Source organism: Enterobacter sp. HG048 (genome assembly GCF_024702055.1).
Taxonomy (GTDB): Bacteria; Pseudomonadota; Gammaproteobacteria; order Enterobacterales; family Enterobacteriaceae; genus Enterobacter; species Enterobacter dykesii.
Genome location: NZ_JANLIZ010000012.1, coordinates 22,424 through 42,299 on the forward strand (window position 1 = coordinate 22,424; position 19,876 = coordinate 42,299).

The following is a 19,876-nucleotide window of genomic DNA, read 5'->3' on the forward strand; positions in this document are numbered from 1 at the left end:
TCCCTTTGGGAAAAGTTGGGATTACAGCGCCTTCATAGTGCCTTTCGGCAGAACGGCAGCTACGAAGTCACGTTTGATGACCACTTCAGTGGTGTCGTTCAGGGCGATAGCAATGTAGCCGTTTTCAGCCACTTTGGTTACGCGACCGACCAGACCACCGTTAGTCAGTACTTCATCGCCTTTCGCAATGGAGTTCATCAGGTTTTTGTGCTCTTTGGTGCGCTTCTGCTGTGGACGCAGGATCATGAAGTAGAAGATCAGACCGAACACAACCAGCATCAGAATCAGAGACATCGGGCTGCCCTGCGCTGGAGCACCTGTTGCCGCTACCGCATCAGAAATAAAAAAGCTCATTCAAATTCCCTCATTATTAAAATTAATCAACGTTCAACGGTGGAACATCCCGCCCCTGACGTTGGTAGAAATCGGTCACGAAGCTCTCTAATTTACCCTCTTCGATAGCCTTACGTAAACCAGCCATTAAGCGCTGATAATAACGAAGATTATGAATGGTATTGAGACGCGCGCCCAAAATCTCGTTGCAACGATCGAGATGATGCAGATACGCGCGAGAATAATTGCGACAGGTATAGCAATCGCACTCGGAATCGAGCGGGCTGGTGTCACTCTTATGCTTCGCGTTACGGATTTTCACCACGCCATCGGTAACGAACAAATGGCCGTTACGCGCGTTGCGGGTTGGCATGACGCAGTCGAACATATCAATGCCGCGGCGTACGCCTTCAACCAGATCTTCTGGTTTTCCCACGCCCATCAGGTATCGTGGTTTATCCGCCGGGATTTGCGGGCAGACATGTTCCAGAATACGGTGCATGTCTTCCTTCGGCTCACCCACAGCCAAACCGCCGACAGCGTAGCCATCAAAACCTATCTCTACCAGACCTTTAACAGAGATATCGCGTAAATCTTCGTAAACGCTGCCCTGGATAATGCCGAACAGCGCATTTTTGTTCTGCAGGGAGTCAAAACGGTCACGGCTACGCTTCGCCCAGCGAAGAGACATCTCCATGGAGCGTTTTGCGTAGTCCCAGTCCGCCGGGTACGGCGTACATTCGTCGAAGATCATCACGATGTCAGAGCCGAGATCGTACTGAATCTCCATCGATTTTTCGGGATCGAGGAAAATAGGATCGCCGTTAATCGGGTTACGGAAGTGTACGCCCTGCTCGGTGATCTTGCGGATATCGCCCAGGCTGAAGACCTGGAAGCCGCCGGAGTCGGTCAGGATCGGACCTTTCCACTGCATGAAATCGTGAAGATCGCCGTGGAGCTTCATGATCTCCTGACCCGGGCGCAGCCACAGGTGGAAGGTATTGCCGAGGATAATCTGTGCGCCAGTGGCTTCTACTTCTTCCGGCGTCATCCCTTTTACGGTGCCGTACGTGCCCACAGGCATAAACGCGGGGGTTTCCACCACGCCGCGATCAAACACCAGGCGACCGCGACGCGCGCGACCGTCGGTGGTATCAAGTTCAAATTTCATTTTTTCTCCGACGTCAGAAAAACAGTCCAACGTTGTAAAACGGTGCCGCGGACTTATTCCCCGACACGCTCATTCAAAGCCAGCGGATTGTACGTGATAAACATCGCGTCCCCGTAGCTAAAAAAGCGATATTTTTGTTCTACCGCAGACTTGTAGGCCGCCATCGTATGCTGGTAACCGGCAAATGCCGACACCAGCATAATCAGCGTTGATTCAGGCAGATGGAAGTTGGTCACCAGCGCGTCAATCACTTTGTACTGATAGCCCGGGTAGATAAAGATCTGCGTATCGCCGAAGAACGGCTCAATAAGATCGTTCTTCGCTGCCTGCGCGGCGCTCTCGAGTGAGCGCACGGACGTTGTACCGACCGCCACGACGCGGCTACCGCGCGCTTTCGCCGCCAGCACCGCGTCCACCACGTCCTGAGGCACTTCGGCATACTCAGAGTGCATGATGTGATCTTCAATGCTGTCCACGCGCACCGGCTGGAAGGTCCCCGCGCCGACGTGCAGCGTCACGAACGCCATCTCCACGCCCTTCGCGCGCAGTTTCTCCAGCAGCGGCTCATCAAAATGCAGGCCCGCGGTTGGTGCCGCGACGGCGCCAGGCTTCTGGCTGTAGACGGTCTGGTACAGCTCGCGGTCGGCCTCTTCATCCGGACGCTCAATATACGGCGGCAGCGGCATGTGGCCGATGGCGTTCAGGATATCGAGCACCGTGCGCTCGTCATCGAACGCCACCTCAAACAGCGCATCGTGGCGCGCGGTCATGGTCGCTTTGATGCTCTCATCATCGCCCAGCAGCAGTTCAGCGCCCGGCTTCGGCGCCTTAGACGCGCGAATATGTGCCAGAATACGTTTATCATCGAGCATACGTTCGACCAGCACTTCAATCTTGCCGCCGCTGGCCTTACGGCCAAACAGGCGCGCCGGGATCACGCGGGTATTGTTAAAGACCAGCAGATCGCCAGGGTTGAGCTTGTCGAGCAAATCGGTGAAAGTACCGTGCGTCAGCTCGCCCGTTGGCCCATCCAGTGACAGTAAGCGACAGCTGCTGCGCTCAGGCATGGGATAGTGAGCAATCAGGGATTCAGGTAGTTCAAAGGAGAAATCGGCGACGCGCATGACGTATACTCGTGACTTAAAAACAGGCGGCATAGTCTAGTGCTCACACCCTTTTGCTGCAACAACTAGCCGCCCCCGGACAAATAAAACGCATGAATTTTCTCGCTCACCTGCATCTCGCTCACCTCGCTGACAGCTCCCTGTCCGGCAATTTGCTGGCCGATTTCGTACGCGGCAACCCGGCTGAGGACTATTCCCCTGAGGTTGTCGACGGGATTTTTATGCACCGCCGCATCGACGTGCTTACTGATAAGCTGCCGGAAGTGACGGAAGCCAAAGCGTGGTTTCGCCCTGAAACGCGCCGCGTTGCGCCGATCACGCTCGACGTGATGTGGGACCACTTTCTGTCGCGCCACTGGGAACAGCTGTCGCCGGAGATGCCCTTGCCGGCGTTTGTGCGCTATGCCCACCAGCAGGTGTCGATCATTCTGCCCGACTCGCCGCCGCGCTTTGTGAATCTGAATAACTATCTGTGGTCGGAACGCTGGCTGGAGCGCTATCGCGAAATGGACTTCATCCAGAACGTGTTGAACGGGATGGCGAGCCGTCGTCCGCGGCTGGATGCGCTGCGCGACTCCTGGTATGACCTGGATGAACATTACGATGCGCTGGAAGCGCGTTTCTGGCAGTTTTACCCGCGCATGATGGTGCAGGCGAAAAACAAACAGCTGTAACAGAATTCACATTGATAGGTAAAAGCTGGCGGAACGATTGTCACCACCTCTTTGTCTTATCCATGCACACTCTCTATACTGGCTCGCGTTGCGTTCCAAATAACCTTAGTATCTACAGGAGAATCATATGGTTCTGGTAACTCGTCCGGCTCCGGATTTTACAGCTGCAGCAGTTCTGGGCAACGGTGAAATCGTTGAAAACTTCAACTTCAAACAGCACACCAACGGTAAAGCGACCGTTCTGTTCTTCTGGCCAATGGACTTCACTTTCGTTTGCCCGTCTGAGCTGATCGCGTTCGACAAACGTTATGAAGAATTCCAGAAGCGTGGCGTGGAAGTTGTTGGCGTCTCCTTCGACTCTGAATTTGTACACAACGCATGGCGTAACACCCCTGTCGACAAAGGCGGCATCGGTGCGGTGAAATACGCAATGGTTGCGGACATCAAACGCGAAATCCAGCAGGCTTACGGTATCGAACATCCGGACGCTGGCGTTGCGCTGCGTGGTTCCTTCCTGATCGACGCTAACGGCATCGTTCGTCACCAGGTTGTGAACGATCTGCCGCTGGGTCGTAACATCGACGAAATGCTGCGCATGGTTGACGCGCTGCAGTTCCACGAAGAGCACGGCGAAGTGTGCCCGGCTCAGTGGGAAAAAGGTAAAGAAGGCATGAACGCGTCTCCAGACGGCGTGGCTAAATACCTGTCTGAGAACGTATCCAGCCTGTAATCGGCACGGTTTACGAAAAAGGCCCGCTTATGCGGGCCTTTTTTTATGCCTTACGCTGCGTCTCCCGCCAGATGCGCCAGGCCATGCCCGCCAGCAGAATCACTCCCGCAATCAGCACGCCCCATACCAGCAGGGTGTTCATCCTGCTCTCCCGCTCGGCCGCAGAAGTGGCGGTCAGACGCCCCTCGCCGCCTAATGCGACATTATCCTGAATATCGGCCTGCGGCAGATTCGCCATACCATAGGTCTTGCGCAGATCGGCCGGGATCAGCATATCGGGCTCCACGCTGGCCTGCTTAGCCGCTCCATTGCCCCAGGCGAGCACGTAGGGCGCTTTCCCCTGCGCGTTGAACACCAGGTCATAGCGATCGCGATGGCCCGTGACGCTCGGCAGGTATTCCGGCAGACGCGCATTCAGCGTCGTGATTTTCACGGCCTGCACCAGCCCCCCGTGAAGCGAAACCGGTGGCGACGTTTTTCCCTCAAGACGGTAAAGGACCTCTTTCTTCAGGGGGTGCCATGCGTCTTTCTCCGTACTCCGCCACGCTATCTCCACGGGAAGGACGCCATCGCCGTTCAGTGAAATGCTGACAGCACTCAGCGGCTGCGGTCGCGCCCAGTGCCACTGCGCTTCGCTTGTCGATAGCTGTTCCCCTTCGCCCTCAAGGTCGATAGCTTCCGGGGCCGCCTGGGCAGGTGCGCTGATTGCGTTTACGCCGGTCAAGTTTATCCCCTGACTCTGCGCATTCAGCACCACCATGAGATAGCGATTCGCATCGGGAGATAAAACCGTATCGGTATCGATCCGATCGAGCTTAAGGCGATCCTTGCCGCTGACGACGTCCAGCAAGGGCATATCCTCGCGCAGGGTATACCAGCGCTTAAGATCCTCGCTGTAATAGACCGACGCCGTTCCCTGCCACGGCATCTGCGGGGTATTCCAGAGCAGCTGCAGCTGGGATATAGCGATCTCGCCCGTCGCCTTTTCCGGCAGGGTCAGCAGATAATGTTGCCCGGCTGCGGCGGCTTTTTGCCCCTCCAGCACAATCTCAACGCCGTTTCGGGAACGGAGCAGGATCTTATCGCTGTCACCGGATCCTTGCGAAGCCGCAAGCGGCGAGGCGTCCAGCGGGAAGAGGCGCAGCGCGGTGGATTGCGCTGGCGCCTGCGGACGCGTCGCGCTGACCAGGCTGAAGGGAACCGGCTCGCCCGACTGGTTAAAGATGCGGACATCATGCAGATCCGGCGACGAGCTCTGCTCATAGACGGCGAGCGGCAGCAGCACCCGATACCACTGGGAAGGAACCGACGTATCCAGTGAAAGACCAAAGGCATAGTCCCGGGGCGATTCCGTTTGTCCCTCGTCGCAAAACGCCGGGCCGGAAAGCGCCAGCAGCGCGGTACAGGCTACCGCTTTCATCCATTTCATTTTTCATCTCCTGTTTTGGGCGGTAGCGGTGAGAAATACCCCACGATCAGAACCAGTATCGCCACGCCGATAAACGCCACCGCGCGCGGCAAACCGCCTCCGCCCGCGCTGTCCACCAGCATCAGTTTAACCATCACCACGCCCAGCAGCGCGGCACCGCAGAGCCACTCCTGCCGGGAAGCCCGACGGGTGGCATGGATCATGACCACCAGCGCGCTCAGCATCCAGAACAGGGCAAAACTGGTCTGGATAAGCCGCGAATCCCACAGCGATGCCATATTCCAGGCTACATCGCCGTACCAGGCCAGGGCGCGCATCAGTGCACCGTTTAGCCACCAGAAGCCAAACGCCATAATCGCGACGGCGGGCCACGGACGCGCTTGCGCAAGCCATGCCGGATAGTAGCGATCTACCGCCCGATAAAAGACCACCAGCCCCAGCAGCGCGAACGCCGCGCCTTCCTCAAGCGGGTTTACCAACGGCAGCCAGGTCTGACGATAGACCACGCCGTCCTGGAAATTGGTCACCACCAGCAGTACCAGCAGCGCCACGACGGCAGGGATCGGCGCCAGGCAGGCGTAGAGCGCAGGCCACTCCCGGAACGGCCACACGCGACGCCGTACGGCTGCAGAAAGCGCCATAATCACCCCGCCGCCTGCGGCCATCGCTAATCCGCTGCCCCAGGCCGCCATGCCCCAAGGCAACGACCGGGCAAACCAGTAAAGCTCGGCGGCCAGCGCCAGCAAAATCATCCAGAACAGCGACAGATGCAGCCCCATCGCGATGCGCGGCAGGAGTCTTTCACCGTCGCGCCGCAGCAGCATCAGCGCGGCAGGAAGCGCAACGCACCAGGCGAGATTTGACCAGCCGGCGGCAACGATCTGCTGGTGCCAGAGCTGATAACCCACCATCAGCAGCATAACCGGCCACAGCAGCCATTTACTGACATCCAGCTCCCGCCACGCCAGACGAGCAGCCGCCTGCCGCCAGCCCCAGGCCGACGCCGCCGTCAGCGCCAGCACGCCTGCGAGAATCGGCAATTCGTGCTTCAGCACCATCCGCGACGCGCCCAATAGCGCCACGAGCCAGAACAGCAGCCCGCCTGCCAGCAGCGCCCAGCTGACCGGCAGAAAGAGAGCCCGCCACAGCCAGGCCGCAGCCAGCCAGCAAAGGCTGAGGATGGCGAAGATAAGGAGCAGGCTCAGGGACGTAACACCATTCGTTTGCGCCCACAGCGCGCTGCCGAGCGCCAGCACCAGCAGCGCCGTCCCGCTATAGCTCATGCGACGCTGGTGCTGCTGCACGCCCAGCCAGAGGATACCCAGCCCTTCCAGCGCCCAGGCCATCGCCGTCCAGCGCGCCGACAGCGCCAGCGGAATGGCGAGCGTGGCGAACCCGCCTCCGATGGCCAGCGCCGCCATGACCAGCGGTCGTCCGAGGGAGGGATAGCGCCGCAGCGCAAGGAACGCGAGGGCCAGATAAAATGCGCCGTATCCCAGCGCGCTCAGGGCCGGGCCATATTCCCAGTGCCGGGTCATGCCGTACTGCATCCCGAAACCGATCAGCGGCGGGGCAAACAGCAGCACGCCGTCAATAATTTGCTTCCCTTTCTCCTGCGCCCGCAGCGACAGCGCCACGCTCAGGACGCCGAATATCAGCGTATTGGCAATCAGGAACAGCTGGCAGACCCAATAGTCTTCAGGCTGGTAGTCACTCAGCCCCCACAGGCCGCCCACGCCGAACGTAAACAGCAGCCCGAGCAGATTCAGCTCGCGCCAGTGCTGCCAGATACTGATAACGAGAATGCCGATGGAAAGCAGGAGATAGAAAGAGAACAGCGCGACAAAGCTGCCGCCCCCGGTAGACAACAGCAGCGGCGCAAGATACCCGCCGAGGCTCGCCAGCATGGCAAGGCTCAGCGCCTTTTGCAGCACCGCCAGCCCGACGCTCGCCGCGCAAATCACCACCAGCAGCGCAAAGGCCAGCGTCATCGGCAGCATTTGCCAGAGCCGAAACGCGCCAAACACCGTCAGGTAGAGCACGCCGGTCGCCCCGCCCTGGAGGATCAGCGCATAGACGCGCTGCCTGTGCCGCAGCCGCCACCCCACCGCCAGCAAAACGATGGCAAACAGCGCCGTTGCCACGAGGCGCAGCTCAAGCGGGAACAGGGAATGTTCGACGGTATAGCGCAGCAGGAAAGAGAGGCCGAGGAAGAGCAGCAGGATCCCAAGCTTCGCCAGCGGATTACCCTGCATGAACCAGCGCACCAGCGACGTCAGCATGCCGCCAAAGGCAGAAGGCTGTTTTGCCGCAGGCGCCGGGGCCGGGGCGGGTTCTGCCACGGCTGCGGGAGTATCGGAACGCCAGGGGTCGACAGGCGCGGGAGCGTCCTCTACCGCCAGCGCGGTCACAGCCACTGGCGCGGTAGGCTGCACCGGCTCCGGCGCGCTTTCAGGCACGCCGCGCTGCTCAAGCGCCTCAATGCGCTGTCGCAGCAGGGCGATCTCCTGTCGCGCCGCCGTACTTCGATTAAAGCCAATAACCGCAAGCACGGGCGCAACCACCAGCGCAAATACCAGGAACAAACAGCCAAGGATGTAAAGCTCGTCCATGTTTCCACCTTCACCGTAAACGATCCGTTAAGATTGACACAAATAGTTGCATTTACGCCATCTTAAAAGGTGGAAACATTAGCAGGTCTTAGCTGCCGAACCAGATCGTCGCGGATACCGCAGGCAGCGCCAGCACGCCGTCCTGTATCGTCGCCTTGCCCTCTTTATTCTTCCACGCAGCCACCTTCAGCAGCGGTGAATCATCCAGCACCACTTCGCAGGCCTCGCCCCGGTTGATCGCCACCAGCACGCGCTGCTGGTTATAGACGCGAGCAAACACCACCACGTTATCGTGGGCGTATACCACCTGGCAGCCACCGTAGCGCAGGGCGAGACTCTGCTTACGCAGCCTCGCCAGCCGCTGATACAGGCTGAACAGCACCTTGTCCTGCTTCTCTGGCTCCCACGGGAAGGTTTTGCGGCAGAACGGATCGTTGTTGCCGTCCAGCCCCACTTCGTCTCCATAATAGATGCACGGCACGCCCGGCCAGGTGAAGAGCCAGGTCACCGCCAGCGGCAGACGCGCCACATCCTTGCCGAGCAGGGATTTAAAGCGGGCGGTATCGTGGCTATCGAGCTGGTTGAACATCCGCAGCTGCTGCTGATGGGACAGGCCGGCGCGATAGTTCTCCATCCACGCCATGCAGGTTTCAGCGTCGATATGATTCGGGTCGTAGGAAATATCGGTGTTAGCGAGGAATCCCCACAGCGGGAAGGTAAAGCCGCGATAGTTCATCGCCGCATCTTCCGCATCGTTCTGCAGCCACTGGCGCGCGTCGCCGAAGTGCTCGCCAAAGACGAACGCCTCCGGCTGGGCCACTTTCGCCGAACGCGTAATCCCGGCGACGTGGTGAAGGTTATTCCGCGCCCCGCCCGCTTCGCCGAGCATATGCACCACGTCCAGCCGCCAGCCGTCCATATTCCACGGCGCCTTCAGCCAGTGACGGACGATGCTGTCTTCACTGCCGTAAATTTCATTCACGAGCGTTGGCGACTGGAAATCCAGCTTCGGCAGGCTGGCGTAGCCCAGCCAGTCCAGCGCGCGGCCCTCCTCGTTAAAGCTGTACCAGTCGCGCTGCGGCGACTCCGGGTTATGACATGCCCCGCCCATCGACTGGTTATGGCGGTCAAACCAGGCGTGCGAATCTCCGCTGTGGTTGAACACGCCGTCCAGAATCAGGCGCATGCTTTCGTTTTGGGTGTTCTTGCGCAGGCGCAGCAGCGCCTCGTCACCGCCAAACTGTTCGTCAACGTGGCGATAATCTTCGGTATCGTATTTGTGCACGCTCGGGGCTTTAAACACCGGGTTGAGGTACAGCGCCGTCACGCCGAGCTTTTTCAGGTACGGTAGCTTTTCGCTGATGCCGTCGAGATCGCCGCCGTAAAACGTCGAGCCGCCCGCCTGTGCGGTTAACGGCTCATCCCACGCTTTCAGGATAATGTCGTGGCCCGCCGCATGGTGGTGATAGATCTTATCCTGGTCGGCGGTGCGTTTTTCGCTGCGCGCAAAACGGTCCGGGAAAATCTGGTAAAACACCTGATCGTTAACCCACTGCGGGCCGCTATCCGGGTAATCGACCGCAAACTGCTCCAGCCGTGCGGGCGGGAAACGGCTAAACCCCTGCGGGGTAAACCACAGCTGGCGGTTATTCCACAAAAGCTTAAAGCTGTAACGGCGGCGCGGCTGTCCGCTGCGCAGATCGATATTCGCCCGCCACGCCGTGATCCCCGGCTGCGGCTGGCTGCGCAGCCTGTGCATTTTCAACCCGGTCTCTTCGTTATCTATTTCGGCGCGAAGCGTCACGCGTTCAGGCTGATTTTCCCCCGCCAGCCAGAGCGTAATCACAAGGTTGTCTTTGTTTTGCTTAACAAATGGGGCAACCGGAAGGTGCCAGGCGTTTAACATCACGAATCCCCTCTGATGAAATTGACGTCACCTTGCCACAGGGTGGTTAAGGATAGCTCACCATGACGTGATTTATTGGGGGAGGAGGACGGGGGAGGAGGTAAAAATCCCCTCTCCCACAGGGAGAGGGAATAAAAATATTACTGCGCTTCCGCCAGCTGACGGTCACGGCGGCATTTAAACACCCAGCCCACCAGCAGCAGGACGATCCACGCGCAGCCCACGTACAGGGAAATGCGGGTATCCGGATGGTAGCCAATCAGGCCAATGATAAACACCAGGAATATCAGCCCGACGACGGTGGTTGCCACCCCGCCAGGTACTTTGAACTTCAGCGCTTTCGCCTCATCCGGCGACAGACGGCGGCGGAACGCAATCTGCGACAGCAGGATCATGATCCACACCCACACCGTCGCGAAGGTCGCCAGCGATGCGATCACCAGGAAGACGTTCTCCGGCATGATGTAGTTCAGGTAAACCGAGAACAGCAGCGCTACGGTCATCACCACAACGGTTACCCACGGCGTGCCGCGGCGTGAGGTTTTGGCAAACACCTTCGGCGCACTGCCCTGCTCCGCCATGCCGTGCAGCATACGGCCCACGCCAAAGACGTCACTGTTGATCGCGGAGAGCGACGCGGTCAGCACCACAAAGTTCAGAATGCTGGCCGCAAAGGCAATCCCCATATGCTGGAAGGTCAGGACAAACGGGCTACCGTTGGTGCCCACCTGATTCCACGGATAGATGGACATGATCACGAACAGCGTACCCACGTAGAACACCAGAATACGCATCGGCACCGAGTTGATGGCGCGCGGAATGGATTTCTCCGGATCTTTTGCTTCCCCGGCGGTAATACCGATAATCTCGATGCCGCCGTAGGCGAACATCACCATCTGCAGCGACATCACCATCCCGAGCCAGCCGTTGCTGAAGAAGCCCCCGTTGCTCCAGAGGTTATGGATCCCGGTCGGCTGCCCGCCGTTGCCAATTCCCCAGATGATGATGCCGAAACCGGCCACAATCATGATTATGATGGTGGCGACCTTGAAGAAGGAGAACCAGAACTCCAGCTCGCCGAACACCTTCACGCTCATCAGGTTGACGGCACAGATTATTAGCACCACGCTCAGGACCCAAATCCAGTGCGGTACCGCCGGGAACCAGACGCCCATATAGATGCCAAACGCCGTCACGTCGGCAATCGCCACAATCAGGATTTCAAAGCAGTAGGTCCAGCCGGTGATAAACCCGGCCAGCGGGCCGAGGTTTTCCTGCGCATAGCGGGAGAAAGAGCTGGCGGACGGGTTGTGAACCGACATTTCGCCGAGGGCGCGCATGATGATATACGCCGCCACGCCGCCGATGATGTACGCCAGCAAAACGCTGGGACCGGCCATTTTGATGGCATCTGCCGAGCCATAAAAAAGACCGGTGCCGATAGCCGAGCCCAGCGCCATAAAGCGGATGTGGCGCGTGCTCAATCCACGTTTAAGTTTGTTAGTGCTTTCCATTTAAATCTTGCCATTCAACACGAAAAAAACAAAAAACCACGGGGCCTTAAGCCCCGTGGTTAAACAGTTTGTTGCCGTTGATTAATGAGCGTTCGATGCGACCTGACGCCCTGCAGCACGGTCCCAGATAATCGCCAGAACCAGTGCAACAACGGTAGGCATCAACCAGGCCAGACCCTGCTCGGACAGCGGCAGACGCTGTGTCCATGCCGGCAGTATGTGCGCGAAAGCTGATGCTTTAATCCCGTCAAGGATACCAAAAATCAGGCTGATAAACATGGCTGGCGCAATAATTCGTGAAGAGTTGTTCCACCACGGACGAGTAAAGCTCAGCACTACCAGCACGATACACGGCGGGTAAATCGCCGTCAGCACCGGAATAGAGACCTGAATCAGGTGGCTCAGACCGAGGTTAGACACCGCCATGGAGAAAATACCGAGGATAAACACCAGGGTACGGTAAGAAAGCGGCAGATACTGCGCAAAGAACTCAGCACAGGCGCAGGTCAGGCCAACGGCAGTGACCAGACAGGCCAGGAAGATGAGCGCTGCCAGCAGCATACTGCCCGCACCGCCGAAGGTGTGCTGAACGTAGGCGTGCAGGATAGCCGCACCGTTGGCGTTCTGCTCAACCAGCATGGCGCTATCGGAACCCAGACGGAACAGCGCCAGATACAGCAGCGTCAGCCCCACGCCGGCCATCAGACCGGCCCAGATGGTATAGCGGGTAAGCAGACGCGCTTCGGTCACACCGCGGGAACGCGCGGCGTTAACGATAACGATACCAAACACCATGGCGCCCAGCGTATCCATCGTCAGATAGCCGTTCACAAAGCCGTTAGAGAACGCGGCGTTTTTATAGGCGTCCATCGCGTCGCTAATCGGGCCCGCTGGCCAGACGATGGCCGCAACCGCCAGAACAATCAGCGCCACAATTTTCAGCGGAGCCAGGAAGTTACCCACGGTATCCAGCAGCTTGCCCGGATAGAGGGAAACCAGAATCACGATCGCGAAGTAGATCAGGCTGTAGATAAACAGCGGCATCGCACCGTCACCGGTCAGGGGAGCAATCCCCACTTCGAAGGAAACGGTCGCGGTACGCGGGGTGGCAAACAGCGGCCCCACGGCCAGATAGCAGACGGTTGCCAGCAGAACGCCCGCGACTTTGCCAATCGGGGTGCTGAGGCTATCCACACCGCCGCCGACTTTCGCGAGCGCGACGACGGTCAGAACCGGCAGACCCACGGCAGTAATCAGGAAACCAAACGCGGCGGTCCAGACGTGTTCACCCGCCTGTAGGCCAACCATTGGAGGGAAAATGATGTTGCCTGCGCCAACGAACAGCGCAAATGTCATAAAGCCCAGCGCGATGATGTCACGCGATTTTAAGTGATGGGTCATAAAACCTTACTGCCTGTGGATGTGGTGTTGAAAACATTGAGATTTTCGATATCCCTGACGGGACGATACAGCCGAAAATTTGCTCAATTTCAGCGGGAAATGCTCCCGTCCTGGCGTGGAGAAGAATAGTTTTTCGATTTACCACGCAAATACAGTCGGTCTGACAGTATCTGGGGCGCAATTTAAACGCTTATAACGTTTAAAGGCAAGGTGGGATCGTAAAACCAGAACAATATGCCAGCATGAAAATACGACTCAGAACAATACGCTATTTATAAGAAAAACCCATGGCTAATCATGCGAACAAAAAACCGTCAGCCGTATATAATTCATCCGCGTTTCGCCTGGCTGCAAAGCAAACGGGCCAGCAGACGCTGACCCGTGGAAAGGTAAAATGACACGCCTGCCGTCAGGCGATCTTTTTGGCAATTAATCGTTCCGGGATAACGAAGCTGAAGCGGGTTCCTTTACCCAGCGTACTCTGAATATCGAGACGGCTTTCATGGTGATTAACCGCGTGTTTCACAATCGCCAGCCCGAGGCCGCTTCCGCCCGTCTGCCGGGATCGCGCCTTATCCACACGGTAAAAGCGCTCGGTCAGACGCGGAATATGCTCAGGCGCAATCCCCGGCCCGTTGTCTTCCACGCTAAACTCAGCCCCCGTTTGGGTATGCTGCCAGCGCACCACGATATCCGTCCCTTCCGGCGTATGATTCACCGCGTTATACACCAGGTTGGAAATGGCGCTACGCAGTTCATCTTCGCTGCCCAGCACCTTTAGCGTGTTGTCGACCTCAAAGGTCAGGTGATGCTTTTTGTGGCTTAACGTCTGCGCTTCACGCTCAACGACCCGCAGCATCATCGGCACATCAATGGTGTCATTTAGCGCAAGCGTTGGCGCCGCTTCAATCTTCGAGAGCGTCAGCAGCTGCTTCACCAGCCCTTCCATCCGGTGCGTTTGCTCGCGCATGGTGTGCAGCGCTTTTTCACGCGGCGCGCCTTCAAGCGTTTGCTCCTGCATCATCTCCAGGTAGCCCTGAAGCACGGTTAGCGGGGTTCGCAGTTCGTGGCTGACGTTGGCGAAGAAGTTGCGACGCGCCCCTTCCAGCTGGTACATCTGGGTGACATCGCGCGCCACCATCAGCCACTGCTTATCGCTGTAGGGCATCACGCGGATTTCCAGATGGCGACCATTATTGAGCTTCAGATTGTGCGGACGGGTAAAATCACGCTTTTTCAGATACAGCGTGAACTCGGGATAGCGCAGAAGGTTGAGGATATTCTGGCCATTGTCGTCGGGCCAGCGCAGGCCCAGCAGCTGTTGCGCCAGGCCGTTACACCAGAAGATGGTCCCTTCTTCGGTCGTCAGAATCACGGCATCCGGCAGCGACTCTGCACCGCTGCGAAAACGCTTAATCAGACTTCCCAGCTCGCGGCGGCGCTTTTTATTACGCATCTGCATCTGATGCAGACCGTACAGCAGCGGCTCCCAGCTGCCGCTTCCCGGCGGCGGCGTCATACTTCGGTCAACCCACAGCCACCAGGAGAGGCGCAGCAGGTTCCAGAAATGCCAGATCAGCAGCCCGGTGACCGACGCCAGCAGAAACCACGGCAGGTGTCCAAGAAAGGCCCCCAGAATGAAGGCCGGAATACAGCATAAGATCAGTTCAAAGACGAGCCTTTTCCATGACAGACGTTCCAGCACGCGTCACACTCCTGTCATTGTTCAGAAACGGGTAGAAAAACGATAACCCGTGCCGCGGACCGTCTGCACCATGCGATCGTGGCCGCTCAGTTCCAGCGCTTTTCGCAGGCGGCGAATATGTACGTCAACCGTCCGGTCTTCGACATACACGTTAGTTCCCCAGACGTTATTCAGCAACTGCTCGCGGCTGTACACGCGTTCCGGGTGGGTCATAAAGAAGTGCAGTAGTTTAAATTCGGTAGGCCCCATGTCGAGGGGATTTTCACCGGTCATCACGCGGTGTGAGGTGGGATCAAGGCTCAGCCCCTGCATCTCTATCACCTCTTCCACCGCCATCGGCGAAATACGGCGCATCACGGCTTTAATGCGGGCAACCAGCTCTTTTGGGGAGAACGGTTTAGTAATGTAATCGTCCGCGCCGGTCTCCAGACCGCGCACGCGATCCTCTTCTTCTCCGCGCGCCGTGAGCATCACAACCGGGATGTCGCGGGTCAGCGCCTCACGCTTCAGGTGTTTGATAAACTGCAGTCCGGAGCCGCCGGGCAACATCCAGTCCAGCAGAATCAGATCGGGCCAGGGTTCATTCAGCTGGTTCACTGCGCTGTCATAATCTTCCGCTTCAACCGGCTGGAAGCCGTTTTGCTCGAGCACGAAGCACACCATTTCACGAATTGGAGCTTCATCTTCTACGACCAGAATACGTCTCGCCATACTTTGCCCTGTCTTATCTTATTTACGTTACAAGTTTGTAATTCGGCGCCATTATGCGTCAGATTTATGACAGATTTATGAAAAACAGTACCACGATAACGGGCAAACCGTTGTTTTATTACAGCGGTTATTTTCCCGTCTCTGAACGTTTATAATCCTGCTTTCTCTTTTTTGCCACGGATCAGCTATGCGCATACTTCACACCTCGGACTGGCATCTGGGTCAAAATTTTTACAGCAAAAGCCGTGCGGCTGAACATGAAGCGTTCCTGAACTGGCTGCTGGAAACGGCCCGGACGCACGAGGTGGACGCGATTATTGTGGCGGGTGACATCTTTGATACCGGCTCGCCCCCCAGCTATGCGCGTGAACTGTACAACCGCTTCGTGGTGAATCTGCAGCAAACCGGCTGTCATCTGGTGATTGTCGCCGGCAACCATGATTCCGTCGCGACGCTCAATGAATCCCGCGACATCCTGGCATTTCTCAATACCACCGTCGTCGCCAGCGCCGGGCACGCCCCGCAGATCCTGAAAAAACGTGACGGCACGCCGGGGGCGGTGCTGTGCCCCATTCCTTTTTTACGGCCGCGCGACATCGTGCAAAGCCAGGCGGGGCTGTCGGGCGCGGAAAAGCAGCAGCATCTCCTGCAGGCCATCACCGACTATTATCACCAGCAGCACGCCGATGCCTGCGCCCTGCGCGGCGACCAGCCGATTCCGGTGATTGCGACCGGGCATCTCACCACCGTCGGGGCCAGTAAAAGTGACGCCGTACGTGAGATCTATATCGGCACGCTGGACGCCTTTCCGGCGCAGAACTTCCCGCCAGCCGACTACATTGCGCTCGGGCACATCCACCGGGCGCAGATCGTCGGCGGCAGCGAGCATATCCGCTACTGCGGCTCGCCAATTTCGCTCAGCTTTGACGAAACGGGCAAGGCCAAATCCGTCCATCTGGTGAGCTTCTCAGACGGAAAACTTCACGCCGTTGAGACGCTGGAGGTGCCCGTCACCCAGCCGCTGGCGGTGCTGAAGGGCGATCTTGACGCCATTACCGCCCAGCTTGAGCAGTGGCGCGGGGCAGCGCTTAACCCGCCGGTCTGGCTGGATATTGAAATCACCACCGACGACTACCTGCACGATATGCAGCGTAAAATACAGGCGCTGACGGAAGATTTGCCCGTCGAAGTCTTGCTGGTACGCCGCAGCCGCGAGCAGCGCGAGAAAATTCTGTTAAGCGCTCAACGCGAAACGCTCAGTGAGCTTCGGGTTGAAGAGGTGTTTGAACGCAGGCTCTCGCAGGAGGAAATTGACGACGCGAAGCGCGAAAGGCTCAGCGAACTGTTCAGCCATACCCTGCATGCGCTCAATGATGAGGAAGAAAACGCATGAAAATTTTGAGCCTGCGCCTGAAAAACCTCAACTCCCTCAAGGGGGAGTGGAAAATTGACTTTACCGCGGAGCCGTTTGCCAGCAACGGGCTGTTTGCCATTACCGGCGCGACCGGGGCGGGTAAAACCACCCTGCTCGACGCCATCTGCCTGGCGCTTTATCACGAAACCCCACGCCTGCAGAAGGTCTCCCAGGCGCAAAACGACCTGATGACGCGCGACACCGCCGAGTGCCTGGCCGAAGTGGAATTCGAGGTAAAAGGCACCGCCTATCGCGCCTTCTGGAGCCAGAACCGCGCGCGCAACCAGCCGGACGGAAACCTGCAGGCGCCGCGCGTGGAGCTGGCGCGCTGCGAAGATGGCAAAATCCTGGCCGACAAAGTGACGGATAAACTGGAGCAAACCGCCGCGCTCACCGGGCTGGACTATGGCCGCTTCACCCGCTCCATGCTGCTCTCGCAGGGGCAGTTTGCAGCCTTTCTGAATGCCAAACCGAGCGATCGCGCTGAACTGCTGGAAGAGCTGACCGGCACCGAGATCTACGGCCAGATTTCCGCCATGGTGTTTGAAAAACACAAAGCCGCCCGCAGCGTGCTTGAAAAGTGCGAGGCGCAGGCGGCGGGCGTCGTGCTGTTGAGCGAAGAGCAACAGCAGCAGTTGCAGCAAAGTTTGCAGGCACTTACTGACGAAGAGAAAACCCTGCTGGTTCAGCAGCAAAGCCAGCAGAAAGATTTTCAGTGGCTTACGCGCCATGATGAGCTCCTACTCGAGCAACAGCGAGTCGCCGCGATGCAGCAGCAGGCGCAACAGTCGCTGACGAACGCTGCGCCAGAGCTGGCAAAGCTCCAGCTCGCTCTCCCCGCCGCCCAGCTTCGACCGCTTTGGGAGCACCAGCAGGAGCAAACCGCACGTCTGACGCAAACCCAGCAGCGAATTATCGAAGTAAATACTCGCTTACAAGCCAAAACCGCACTGCGCGCGCGGATCCGTCATACCGCCCAGCGGAATCATGAGCAGCTTCAGACCGAACTGACGGCGCTGGCGCAGTGGCTGGCGGAGCACGAACGCTTTCGCCTGCTGGGGCAGGAGATTGCCGGCTGGCGTGCCCAGCTCTCGCAGCTTAACCGCGACAAAATGCAGTTAGCCTCGCTTGCTGCGCGGATGAGCGAATTACGCAACAGGCTGGCTGCGATGCCGGAAAATGCGCTGACGCTGACGGCGGATGAGGTCAGCGCGGCCATGGAGCAGCAGTCCCGGTCACGCACGCTGCGCCAGCGGCTAACGTCGCTGCATGCCCGCTATCAGCCGCTGCAAAAGCGCCTGCGCCAGAGCGGTGAAAGCGTGCAGAAGGCCCAGGCCGATCAAAATAAACTCAATGAAACGCTGACGCTGCGCCGCCAGCAGTACAAAGAGAAACACCAGCACTATCTGGACCTTAAAGCCCTGTGCGAACGTGAAGCGACGATTAAAGATCTGGAAAGCTATCGTTCCCGGCTTGAGGCAGGCAAACCCTGTCCGCTGTGCGGTTCCAGCGAGCACCCCGCCGTTGCGCAATACCAGTCTCTTGTGCGGACGGATAACCAGCGCCGCCGTGATGCCCTGGAAAAAGAGGTCGCCGCGCTTAAAGAGGAAGGCCTGCTGGTACTGGGACAGGTTAATGCCCTGACGCAGCAGATCCAGCGCGAGACTGACGAAGCGCAGACGCTCTCTCAGGAAGAGCAAGCGCTCACTAAAGAGTGGATGGACGCCTGCGCTTCCCTGAACATAGCATTGAATATTCAGGAAGATATCACGCCATGGATGAACGAGCAGGAACAGTACGAGCGCCAGCTTTATCAGCTCAGCCAGCGTCTGACCCTGCAAAACCAGCTAAACGAGCAGGAAGTGCAGGAGCGACAGTATCAGCAGCAGCTGACGGCCGCGCGTCAGGCGCTGGAGCACACCCTGCTCTCGCTATCGCTTAACGTACCTGAAGACGGTAATGAAGCCGCCTGGCTGCACGCCCGCGAAGCGGAATTCGCGCAGTGGCAGGAGAAACAAACGCAGCACGGCGTGCTTCTGGAACGCATAAACGCTCTCAAGCCGCTGCTCGACACGCTTCCGGAAACAAACGGCGAAGAGGCCGAACCGGCCATTCCGGACGGCTGGCGCGACGTGCACGACGAATGCGTGTCGCTACAAAGCCAGCTCAGCGCGCAGCAGCAGCAGGAAAAGCTGGAGCAAGAGCGCCTGCAGCAGTCGCAGACGCAGTTCACCGCGGCGCTCGCAGCGAGCTGCTTTGCCGATCGGGACGCGTTCCTTGCCGCGCTGCTGGATGACGACGCTATTCGCCACCTCGAACAGCTGAAGCAGTCGCTGGAAAGCCAGATACAGCAGGCCGCGGCCCTTTCCGGCCAGGCTAACCAGCAGCTGCAGGCTCATCTGGCGCTGCGGCCGGAAGGGCTCAGTGCCGATGCCCCCACGCTGCAAAACCAGCTGCAGCAGTTGGCGCAACGGCTTCGCGAGAACACGACGCATCAGGGCGAGATCCGCCAGCAGCTTAAGCAGGAAAGCGATAACCGTCAGCACCAGCTGGCGTTGATGCAACAAATTGAAGAGGCCGCGCGCGAGGCGGACGACTGGGGTTATCTGAACTCGCTGATCGGCTCCAGCACCGGCGACAAGTTCCGTAAGTTCGCGCAGGGGCTGACGCTGGACAATCTCGTCTGGCTTGCTAACCAGCAGCTTAACCGCCTGCACGGGCGTTATCTGCTGCAGCGCAAGGCCAGCGACGCGCTGGAGCTGGAAGTGGTTGATACCTGGCAGGCAGATGCGGTTCGCGATACCCGCACGCTCTCCGGCGGCGAGAGCTTCCTGGTCAGCCTGGCGCTGGCGCTGGCCCTTTCCGATCTGGTGAGTCATAAAACGCGGATCGATTCCCTTTTCCTGGATGAAGGCTTCGGCACGCTCGACAGTGAAACGCTGGATACCGCGCTGGATGCGCTCGACGCGCTGAACGCCACCGGGAAAACCATCGGCGTGATCAGCCACGTTGAGGCAATGAAAGAGCGCATTCCGGTTCAGATCAAGGTGAAGAAGATCAACGGGCTAGGATACAGCAGGCTGGATAAGGTGTTTGCAGTGGAATGAATGGGAGGAGGGTGCGGTCTGGTGCCCTCACCCTGGCCCTCTCCC

The 19,876-nt window shown here is 58.5% G+C and carries 14 protein-coding genes; 4 read left to right on the top strand and 10 right to left on the bottom strand.

From position 1 onward, the window contains the following. Positions 1-21: 21 nt before the first annotated feature. From yajC to queA, 3 genes are read right to left on the bottom strand one after another with little or no spacing between them, the layout of a single operon-like run. On the bottom strand, positions 22-354 hold the full coding sequence (gene yajC, locus NUX24_RS14600) for a preprotein translocase subunit YajC (RefSeq protein ID WP_003859109.1): 333 nt from the start codon (positions 352-354) through the stop codon (positions 22-24). Between the two features lie 22 nt (positions 355-376). Then, entirely contained in the window at positions 377-1,504 is a 1,128-nt protein-coding gene (tgt, locus tag NUX24_RS14605) for a tRNA guanosine(34) transglycosylase Tgt (RefSeq protein ID WP_003859110.1), read from the bottom strand. Positions 1,505-1,557: 53 nt separating this feature from the next. Beyond that, the gene (queA, locus tag NUX24_RS14610) at positions 1,558-2,628 is read right to left on the bottom strand and encodes a tRNA preQ1(34) S-adenosylmethionine ribosyltransferase-isomerase QueA (RefSeq protein WP_126329115.1); all 1,071 of its coding nucleotides are present in this window, start codon (positions 2,626-2,628) and stop codon (positions 1,558-1,560) included. A 92-nt stretch (positions 2,629-2,720) separates the two neighbouring features. Here queA and acpH point away from each other — a divergent pair, with 92 nt between their 5' ends. Further along, positions 2,721-3,302 carry an ACP phosphodiesterase gene (acpH, locus tag NUX24_RS14615; protein ID WP_029741678.1) on the top strand — a complete coding sequence of 194 codons (582 nt, stop codon included), beginning with the start codon at positions 2,721-2,723 and terminating at the stop codon, positions 3,300-3,302. A gap of 127 nt (positions 3,303-3,429) precedes the next feature. Next, positions 3,430-4,032 (top strand): peroxiredoxin, encoded by a 603-nt coding sequence (locus NUX24_RS14620; RefSeq protein WP_014168840.1) that lies wholly within the window; start codon positions 3,430-3,432, stop codon positions 4,030-4,032. Between the two features lie 43 nt (positions 4,033-4,075). Here NUX24_RS14620 and NUX24_RS14625 read toward each other — a convergent pair whose 3' ends face one another. The 7 genes from NUX24_RS14625 to phoB form a co-directional block, all read right to left on the bottom strand. Continuing rightward, positions 4,076-5,461 carry a DUF3999 domain-containing protein gene (locus tag NUX24_RS14625; RefSeq protein ID WP_257832432.1) on the bottom strand — a complete coding sequence of 462 codons (1,386 nt, stop codon included), beginning with the start codon at positions 5,459-5,461 and terminating at the stop codon, positions 4,076-4,078. Continuing rightward, entirely contained in the window at positions 5,458-8,073 is a 2,616-nt protein-coding gene (locus NUX24_RS14630) for a DUF2339 domain-containing protein (RefSeq protein ID WP_257832434.1), read from the bottom strand. The genes NUX24_RS14625 and NUX24_RS14630 overlap by 4 nt, the downstream gene beginning before the upstream one ends. A gap of 88 nt (positions 8,074-8,161) precedes the next feature. Next, on the bottom strand, positions 8,162-9,979 hold the full coding sequence (gene malZ, locus NUX24_RS14635) for a maltodextrin glucosidase (protein WP_257832436.1): 1,818 nt from the start codon (positions 9,977-9,979) through the stop codon (positions 8,162-8,164). Between the two features lie 140 nt (positions 9,980-10,119). Further along, entirely contained in the window at positions 10,120-11,493 is a 1,374-nt protein-coding gene (gene proY / locus NUX24_RS14640) for a proline-specific permease ProY (RefSeq protein WP_008503261.1), read from the bottom strand. Between the two features lie 81 nt (positions 11,494-11,574). Further along, positions 11,575-12,894, bottom strand: coding sequence for a branched-chain amino acid transporter carrier protein BrnQ (brnQ, locus tag NUX24_RS14645; RefSeq protein ID WP_023310545.1), 1,320 nt, complete (start codon positions 12,892-12,894; stop codon positions 11,575-11,577). A 409-nt stretch (positions 12,895-13,303) separates the two neighbouring features. Then, positions 13,304-14,599, bottom strand: a complete 1,296-nt coding sequence (gene phoR / locus NUX24_RS14650) for a phosphate regulon sensor histidine kinase PhoR (protein WP_126329120.1) — start codon at positions 14,597-14,599, stop codon at positions 13,304-13,306. 21 nt (positions 14,600-14,620) lie between these two features. After that, positions 14,621-15,310 (bottom strand): phosphate response regulator transcription factor PhoB, encoded by a 690-nt coding sequence (gene phoB, locus NUX24_RS14655; RefSeq protein WP_008503265.1) that lies wholly within the window; start codon positions 15,308-15,310, stop codon positions 14,621-14,623. A gap of 187 nt (positions 15,311-15,497) precedes the next feature. Here phoB and sbcD point away from each other — a divergent pair, with 187 nt between their 5' ends. Then, positions 15,498-16,703 carry an exonuclease subunit SbcD gene (gene sbcD / locus NUX24_RS14660; RefSeq protein WP_257832438.1) on the top strand — a complete coding sequence of 402 codons (1,206 nt, stop codon included), beginning with the start codon at positions 15,498-15,500 and terminating at the stop codon, positions 16,701-16,703. Further along, entirely contained in the window at positions 16,700-19,831 is a 3,132-nt protein-coding gene (sbcC, locus tag NUX24_RS14665) for an exonuclease subunit SbcC (protein WP_257832440.1), read from the top strand. The genes sbcD and sbcC overlap by 4 nt, the downstream gene beginning before the upstream one ends. Positions 19,832-19,876: the final 45 nt, after the last annotated feature.